Here is a 6,981-nt window from a genome sequence, read left to right as displayed (position 1 = left end):
AGGGTGAGTTGGGGGTGCAAGAACCAATAGATCATACCCGCCACACAAATCAGTGGCACTCCCACCAGGACAGCAATCATCCAGTTCTTCCCCATACCGCCCCAGTATGCAGGAGCGGGTTCTAGGATCACCGGATGGATCCCTTTGACGTCACGGCCGAGCACGAAGTGTTCCGCGTCAGCGAGCGACGCCAGCCCGGCGGGGCGCTGTCCTACGACCTGCTGTGGGTCAACGGACCAGCCAGTGGGACATACGGCTTCACTGTCGGACGGTCCACGCTCGGGACGGGAGAAATCACCCCGGACGATGCAGCCCGCATGACACGAGAAGAGCTCGTGGCGGAAGTACGAGGGCTCGTCGAGCACGTGTACGAATCAGGAGGCATCGGTGAGACCTGGCCGGATCATGTCCCGGCCCGCGACCGCCAGTGACCGCTAGCGGATCCCGTTGCGTGCAGACTTTTAGCGGGGTGATTGATAGAGGTTTGCGAGGAGGGTGATGACCTCCCGCAGGATCGCCGGCGGGTCAGTTCTTTCCCAACCAACGTAGATAGGCACGGGTGGTGCGTCGCGGACGCGCCGGTATGTGAGGCCTTGGCGGCGGTATTGGTGTGCTGTTGATTCTGCGGTGACGCCGCGGGCTGCGCCGCTGCTGATGAGGGTGAGCCAGTCGTCGACGTCGTTGGTGGGGATAGTGCGATGTGGCCGGCCGTGCTCGGGCCAGAGGTCGAGTTGGGTGCTTCCGGTTCGATGATCGACCGCCAACGCTGACTCCGCTACCTGGGCGAGGGTGACGGTGCGTTTGGTGACCAGTGGGTCATCGACGGACATCGCGCAGTAGCGTTTTTCCGCACCGATCAGGGCCAGCTCGAGGTTCACTGCTTCGGGGACGCGGCGCAGGATCACCAGGTCACTGGTGCCCTCATTCAGTCCTGCGGTCGGGGTGTTCGTCCGGACCAGACGCAGCTCATGGTGCGGGAGGGCTGCAGCCCATCGACGTTGGAACTCAGGGGTGTGCTTGCCCAGGGCGGACCACGCGTACCCGATCCGGATCGTGCTCACACCGGTGAGTGCTTCCTGGCGTAGATCAGCGACGACAGCCAGGGCCCGGCGGGCATGGCGCAGGACTCGTTCCCCGGCCGGAGTCAGTTCCACGCTGCGGGTGGTGCGGTGCAGGAGCCGGACACCCAGGACGGATTCCAGGGCTGCGATATTGCGTGAGACAGCGGTCTGGGAGATCCCGAGCTCGATCCCCGCATCGGTGAACGTCCCCGAATCGACGACACTCGCGAGGGATCGAAGGTGACGCAGTTCCATATCCACACCTCCAGCCTATCCATGCGTCCAGCGCATCAACACGAGCATTCATGCATTATGTGCAGGCAGTCAATGGTGGTCAGACTTCCACAATGACGACAACTGGACACACGGGCAGCGGCCGGGCAAGGGGTATCGGCGTTGCATTGGGAGGGGCGCTCTCGAACCAGCTCGGAGCCACCAGCGGGTCCCTGGCCTTCCCGGTCATCGGGCCGGTCGGCGTCGTCGCCGTCCGGCAGGTCATCGCCGCGCTGATCCTGCTCCCGATCGTTCGGCCGCGGGTGTGGGAGTTGACCCGGGCGCAGTGGTGGCCGGTGGTGCTCCTGGCACTGGTCTTCGGGACCATGAACCTCACCCTGTACCTGGCCATCGAACGCATCGGCCTCGGGTTGGCGGTGACCCTGGAGTTCTGCGGGCTCCTCGCGGTGGCCCTGCTGAGTTCCCGGACCCGGACCAACGCACTCTGCGCTGTCATCGCCGGTGCCGGCGTCATCGCGATCACGCGGCCCCAACCCACCACCGATTACCTGGGCCTCGGGCTCGGGCTCATCGCCGCGTGCAGTTGGGCCGCGTACATCCTGCTCAACAGGACCATCGGATACCGCATCCCAGGGGTCCAGGGCACCGCCACGGCCACAGGGATCTCCGCCGCGTTGTTCCTGCCCATCGGCGCCTGGATACTCGTCACCACCCGCCCGGAAGCGCTCACTGTGCTCTACGCCGTCGGCTCCGGTGTCCTGGCCTCCACGATCCCGTTCGTGGCAGACCTCATCGCACTACGCAGGGTCCCAGCGAACCTCTTCGGGATCCTCATGAGCATCAACCCCGTCCTGGCCGCCCTCATCGGCGCGACACTGCTCCATGAGCACCTCGGCACCCCCGAATGGGTAGGCATAGCCCTCATCGTCACCGCGAACACCACAGCCCTCCTCCTCCCCGGCAACCCACCACGGCCCGGATAGGAACCACGCGACCCTCGAAGATGTGACTGGTCACAGGCGTTGCTGACCATCCCCGTGACCGATCAGTGCACGTACTGCCAAGGCGCCGCACCAGCCACCTGTGGTGGACCTTCGGCGGGACGTCCGCCGGTCAGCGATCCTCCACCATCTCGGGCACCCCCCACCGACGGGGGTTGTGACCCTAGTCCTGTCCAGGGTGCAGCGTCGCATCTGCATCGGTTCCGACCCATCGGGTGAAGGTGGTCGTGAGGTTGGCCCGCGTGGGAGAGGCGCAGAACGGGCCGGCTTCAGCACGCGCGGATTCGTCAAGAGGGGCGACGCGGACGAGCCGGAAGGGCTCATCCCCAGCGCGGGCTCTGATAGTGACGGCGTTACCGGCCCTGCTGAGGCGCACTGTGATTTCCCGGCCGATCCACTCAGGGACAGGTGCTACTGACCAGTCAGAGACCCCATGTGTGACGACGGCCCCAACCTGGGGGATTCCGTCGGACACCTCTACACCGGCTTTGATCCACACGGATTCCGAAACGTGAAGATAGATCCCTGCCTGGTCGAACTGCTCGGTGTAATCCAACAGAAATGAGACCTCCATCGCCCCTTCTGCAGGTAGCGGTGCCAGCAAGGCATGCGCGCTGTCATGGACGAAGCCATACGAGGTGTGCCTCCACGCGTCGCTTCTCTCCGCTGCGGTCACCTGCAGAGTCCGACCATCAGCGACCACACCTACGGGCGGGTTGCGCCATGTCCCCCGGCCCCAGTCATCGTGAGCTTCTCCGGTTGCTGGTGTCACGTCATATCCCCTCGCTCGATCGCTCGATTCGCAAGCTCTATTCAAGCAGTGCCACATCCGACACCATGGCGAGGGTCAGCCGACCGATCGGCATACGGGCAGTCACGGCAGGCGCCAGCAGCTCCGAGGTCTCTATCGTGTACATATGACCGACGTGAAGTACGTGCGCGACGTGAAGCGACTCCTCGAGCCCATTTTCGAATCGCTGCTCAGCGCTGCAGAGCTGGAATCGTCGACGTTTCGGCTGGAGCGGGTCACCGACGGTGGGAATGGCGGAGAGCTTCCTGGCGACACCATCATCACGACGAACGACACGTGGGTCAGGTGGCAGGTGCTTGGCGAAGAGGGCGGATCCGGCAGTCTCCGCCCTGATGATGGCGAAGATGCGCTCATTCGTTTCGTGCAGAGTGAGCTTCAAGACTTCATTGCCGAAAGTCGTTTCGGGTGGGGACAGCTTCGTGTCCCCCGCGACTTGCCCTGGCCAGCTACGTCCTGACAGCACGCAGATCGTTACTGGCGACGTGGCGGACGGCTCTGGCTAGACTCGAGGGCATGGCAAGGGGGACGAATCATCATCACCAGCAGCACGCAGAAGGAAGAACTCGCGCGGTGACACGTGACGCTGCGGTGCAGGGCAACCTGGGCGCTGTATTCGCCCTCATCGCGGTGATGTCCTTTCTGAACGCCACCTGGTATCTGCGTGTCTGAGGAGTCCGTCGCACTCGCCATCCTGCTCCTCACCATGGTCCTCCTGCCGGCCGTCTGCCTGTTCGTCGTGCGCCAAGCCGCTGAGGGATCGATCGGTCGGAACGCAGCAGCGGGAATCCGCACCAGGTACACGCAGGCATCCGACGAAGCATGGGTCGCCGGTCATCAGGCCGCCCTCCCAGCACTGAAGAAAATGAGGCTCGTCGCTGTCATCGGAATAGTCTCCGCGGTGGGCGCACAACTCCTGGCCGGCGGACAGGCCGGACCTCTGACGGCCTTCGCGGCGCTCATCGCGCAGACCGTGGTCCTCTTCCGGGCGACCGCGGCCGCCAATCGTGCTGCACGCACGGCACCCAGGTGATCGGGTGTGGCAGCCCTCAGCGGGCGATCTGATTCGATGAATGCAGCCTGCCGGCCGGTCTCACCATGCATGCCCAGTCGCCTGCGGAGCTGCTGGGCTGCCGGCCCACCGGCAGGACGCCGAGGGCCGGGGCGATCGGATCGGACCGCAATAGTAGGGTGCCGATCGACTCGGCTTGGAAGGATGGCTGGTGAAGGGAGAGCCGTGATCGCTGCACTCAACAGACTCGTCGAGTTGCTCGAGGACCGTCTGACGGGCGACCTGGACGTCAATGCTTTGGCAACCGGACTCGGGACGACGGAATACCACCTCCGGCGGATGTTCTCGTCGCTGGCCGGCATGCCGCTGTCCGAGTACATCCGGCGCCGCAGGATGACACTCGCCGCGGCAGAGGTACTCGGCGACGAAGACCTGCTGAGCATCGCGGTGCGCCATGGCTACGGATCGGTTGAAGCATTCGGCCGAGCGTTCCGCTCCGTCCACGGCGTCGGGCCCAGCGCTGTCCGCCGAGACGGTGGTCCCCTTCGCACTCAGTCACAGCTCAGGTTCCGCCTGACCGTCGAAGGGAACATCACCATGGACACCCGCGTCACAGAGCGGCCGGCGTTCAATCTCGTGGGCCACGCCATGCGCGTGCCCCTCATCCATCAGGGCGCCAATCCCCACATCCAGGCGCACATCGCTTCCGTGCCTGCCGCAGAGCACGCCCGGCTCAAGGAGTTGAGCAACACCGAGCCGACCGGGCTGCTCCAGGTGAGCCTCGACGTCGACCCTGACTACGTCGAGGGCAGCGAGCTGACCTACGTGCACGGCGTCGCCGTCACCGACACGACCCGGACCCCCGACGATCTGTGGACGGCCGATGTTCCTGCCGGCACATGGGCCGTATTCCGCACCGAGGGTGGATACCCGGCTACCCTGCAGGCAGTCTGGGCAGCCACAGCCACGGACTGGTTCCCTTCCAACCCGTGGCGCCTCCGCCCCGGACCATCGATCGTCGCGGTCCTCGATCACGCCGAGGATTTCAGCACGGCCACCTGCGAACTATGGCTGCCGGTAGAACACGCAGACTGGACCGACCGCCGGCCCTGATGCGCCGGGGCTGCGTGGCCGCACAGGGATCGGGGGTCCTGCGGGACGGAATCGCCCGTTCATGAGGGCGGGCAGCGTTACTGCCTGGGTCCGATGCCGACCGGAAGACTCACGCCGGGAGGGGTGACGTCTCGTCGCGGAGAGCGGGACAGTGCTCCGGGTCGGGGTGCAGGGAGATCTCGATGACGCGGTCGAGCTGGGCACGCGCCTTCTCCAGCTCGGCGATGCTCTCGGTGATGCGGTTGCGCTCACGCTGAAGCAGGGCCAGTGCCTCGTCGCTCGCCTCACCCCTGTCGACGCACGGAAGCAGGTCGACGATCGTGCGACTGGCAAGTCCTGCAGAGAAGAGCTGCTGGATCAGCTGGACCCGCTCCACGGCTGCCTCCTCGTACACGCGCTGGCCCCGCGCCGTCCGATCCGCCGGCAGGAGTCCCTGCTCCTCGTAGTAGCGCAGAGCCCGGGTGCTGACCCCGGTCCGCTCGGCGATGTCTCCGATGCGCACAAGCGCTCCTCTCCTCCGACTTTCCTTCGACGTCCGGGCCAGACTTGCCCTTGACGTCAACGTGAAGTCCTACTGTAGCCGAGCAGGCAGGGCACGAGGCCCGGCCGCGAGAATGGAGAACGCCACACATGGACATCACCGACCAGATCGCCCTCGTCACCGGATCCAACCGAGGCATCGGGCGCCGTTTCGTCGACGAACTCCTTGAACGGGGAGCCCGGAAGGTCTACGCCACGACACGACGCACCGACACCCCCGAAGCCCGTGATCTCGCGGCCCTGGACCGCGTCGAGGTGCTCCGGCTCGACATCACCGATCACGCCTCGGTGGTGGCAGCGGCACGGGCGGCGTCGGACGTCACGCTGCTGATCAACAATGCCGGCATCGCCACCTCGACGCCCCTCGTGACGGGCGACCTCGACGCGCTCCGCCGCGAGATGGACACGCATTTCTGGGGCACGCTGGACATGATCCGCGAGTTCGCTCCGACCCTTGCGGCGAACGGCGGAGGGGGAATCGTCAACGTGCTGTCGGCGCTGTCCTGGTTCTCCTATCCCGGGAACGGAGGCTACGCGTCCGCGAAGGCCGCCGAGTGGAACATGACCAACGGCGTGCGGCAGGACCTCGCGGCGCAGGGCACGCTCGTTCAGGGCGTCCACCTCGGTGCGGCGGACACCGACATCATGGCCGGTTACGACGGACCGATGATCGACCCGGCACTCGTGCCCCGCGCGTCCTTCGACGGACTGGCCGAGGGCGCGATCGAGGTGGTCGTCGACGAGTGGAGCGCGATGGTCAAGGCGTCACTGGCCCACGACCCTGCCGCTCTCTACGCGCAGCTCCCAGGGCACTGACAGCAGGACGCTGACAGCAGGTACTGGCCGGCAGGCAGCAGCAGGCACGTCGGCCAGTACCGTCCTAGCGCGACCCCGGATGCGGTAGGACAGGTCACGACCCGCTGGTGGCGGGCGGCTGTGTCGCGCGTCACCTCGGTCCGGCACCCATCTGCCCGGAAGGTGTCACCGAAGGACCAGTAAGACATCGGCGTGGAGTGCAGCGTCGGGAAGTCGGACACAGAGGGCGGCGATCAGTTCCCGCCCACCTATCAAGGAGAAGCATGGAACTCACCAAGCGCAGGAACCTCTCGATCCTCGGGATCGCAGCAGTCTCGATGTTCGGTCTCGCAGCGTGTGGCGGCACCGATGCGACCGAGACCACCTCGGGCAGCATGGCCAGTGAGAGCAGCACGG

9 protein-coding genes are annotated in these 6,981 nt (G+C 65.7%); 6 read left to right on the top strand and 3 right to left on the bottom strand.

The window, feature by feature from the left end; all coding sequences use genetic code 11:
- Positions 1 to 134 precede the first annotated feature (134 nt).
- Complete coding sequence (locus tag CVO76_RS03020; RefSeq protein ID WP_208740624.1) at positions 135 to 431, top strand: hypothetical protein; 297 nt, start codon at positions 135 to 137, stop codon at positions 429 to 431.
- A gap of 30 nt (positions 432 to 461) precedes the next feature.
- Here the strand turns inward: CVO76_RS03020 and CVO76_RS03015 are convergent, their stop codons facing one another.
- Positions 462 to 1,316 carry a LysR family transcriptional regulator gene (locus CVO76_RS03015; protein WP_244186287.1) on the bottom strand — a complete coding sequence of 285 codons (855 nt, stop codon included), beginning with the start codon at positions 1,314 to 1,316 and terminating at the stop codon, positions 462 to 464.
- Positions 1,317 to 1,408: 92 nt separating this feature from the next.
- Here CVO76_RS03015 and CVO76_RS03010 point away from each other — a divergent pair, with 92 nt between their 5' ends.
- On the top strand, positions 1,409 to 2,278 hold the full coding sequence (locus tag CVO76_RS03010; RefSeq protein ID WP_244186164.1) for an EamA family transporter: 870 nt from the start codon (positions 1,409 to 1,411) through the stop codon (positions 2,276 to 2,278).
- Positions 2,279 to 2,459: 181 nt separating this feature from the next.
- Here CVO76_RS03010 and CVO76_RS03005 read toward each other — a convergent pair whose 3' ends face one another.
- Positions 2,460 to 3,068 (bottom strand): DUF1349 domain-containing protein, encoded by a 609-nt coding sequence (locus tag CVO76_RS03005; protein WP_432206123.1) that lies wholly within the window; start codon positions 3,066 to 3,068, stop codon positions 2,460 to 2,462.
- Between the two features lie 145 nt (positions 3,069 to 3,213).
- Here CVO76_RS03005 and CVO76_RS03000 point away from each other — a divergent pair, with 145 nt between their 5' ends.
- From CVO76_RS03000 to CVO76_RS02990, 3 genes are all read left to right on the top strand, one after another.
- On the top strand, positions 3,214 to 3,564 hold the full coding sequence (locus CVO76_RS03000) for a hypothetical protein (protein WP_208740621.1): 351 nt from the start codon (positions 3,214 to 3,216) through the stop codon (positions 3,562 to 3,564).
- Positions 3,565 to 3,768: 204 nt separating this feature from the next.
- The gene (locus tag CVO76_RS02995) at positions 3,769 to 4,137 is read left to right on the top strand and encodes an SdpI family protein (RefSeq protein ID WP_208740620.1); all 369 of its coding nucleotides are present in this window, start codon (positions 3,769 to 3,771) and stop codon (positions 4,135 to 4,137) included.
- A gap of 204 nt (positions 4,138 to 4,341) precedes the next feature.
- Positions 4,342 to 5,229 (top strand): AraC family transcriptional regulator, encoded by an 888-nt coding sequence (locus CVO76_RS02990; protein WP_208740619.1) that lies wholly within the window; start codon positions 4,342 to 4,344, stop codon positions 5,227 to 5,229.
- Between the two features lie 109 nt (positions 5,230 to 5,338).
- Here CVO76_RS02990 and CVO76_RS02985 read toward each other — a convergent pair whose 3' ends face one another.
- Positions 5,339 to 5,731 carry a MerR family transcriptional regulator gene (locus CVO76_RS02985; RefSeq protein ID WP_208740618.1) on the bottom strand — a complete coding sequence of 131 codons (393 nt, stop codon included), beginning with the start codon at positions 5,729 to 5,731 and terminating at the stop codon, positions 5,339 to 5,341.
- Positions 5,732 to 5,859: 128 nt separating this feature from the next.
- Between CVO76_RS02985 and CVO76_RS02980 the strand changes: the two genes are divergently transcribed.
- On the top strand, positions 5,860 to 6,585 hold the full coding sequence (locus CVO76_RS02980) for an SDR family oxidoreductase (RefSeq protein WP_208740617.1): 726 nt from the start codon (positions 5,860 to 5,862) through the stop codon (positions 6,583 to 6,585).
- Positions 6,586 to 6,981: the final 396 nt, after the last annotated feature.

The organism is Arthrobacter agilis (assembly GCF_002953615.1).
Taxonomy (GTDB): domain Bacteria; phylum Actinomycetota; class Actinomycetes; order Actinomycetales; family Micrococcaceae; genus Arthrobacter_D; species Arthrobacter_D agilis_B.
The sequence above is the reverse complement of the archived record's forward strand: the minus strand, read 5'-3'. Positions and strand labels throughout refer to the sequence as shown.

Bases quoted from the DNA above. Each gene is read 5' to 3' on its own strand.
- CVO76_RS03020 (WP_208740624.1), top strand. From the start codon at position 135: ATGGATCCCTTTGACGTCACGGCCGAGCACGAAGTGTTCCGCGTCAGC.
- CVO76_RS03015 (WP_244186287.1), bottom strand. From the start codon at position 1,316: ATGGAACTGCGTCACCTTCGATCCCTCGCGAGTGTCGTCGATTCGGGG.
- CVO76_RS03000 (WP_208740621.1), top strand. From the start codon at position 3,214: ATGACCGACGTGAAGTACGTGCGCGACGTGAAGCGACTCCTCGAGCCC.
- CVO76_RS03010 (WP_244186164.1), top strand. From the start codon at position 1,409: ATGACGACAACTGGACACACGGGCAGCGGCCGGGCAAGGGGTATCGGC.
- CVO76_RS02980 (WP_208740617.1), top strand. From the start codon at position 5,860: ATGGACATCACCGACCAGATCGCCCTCGTCACCGGATCCAACCGAGGC.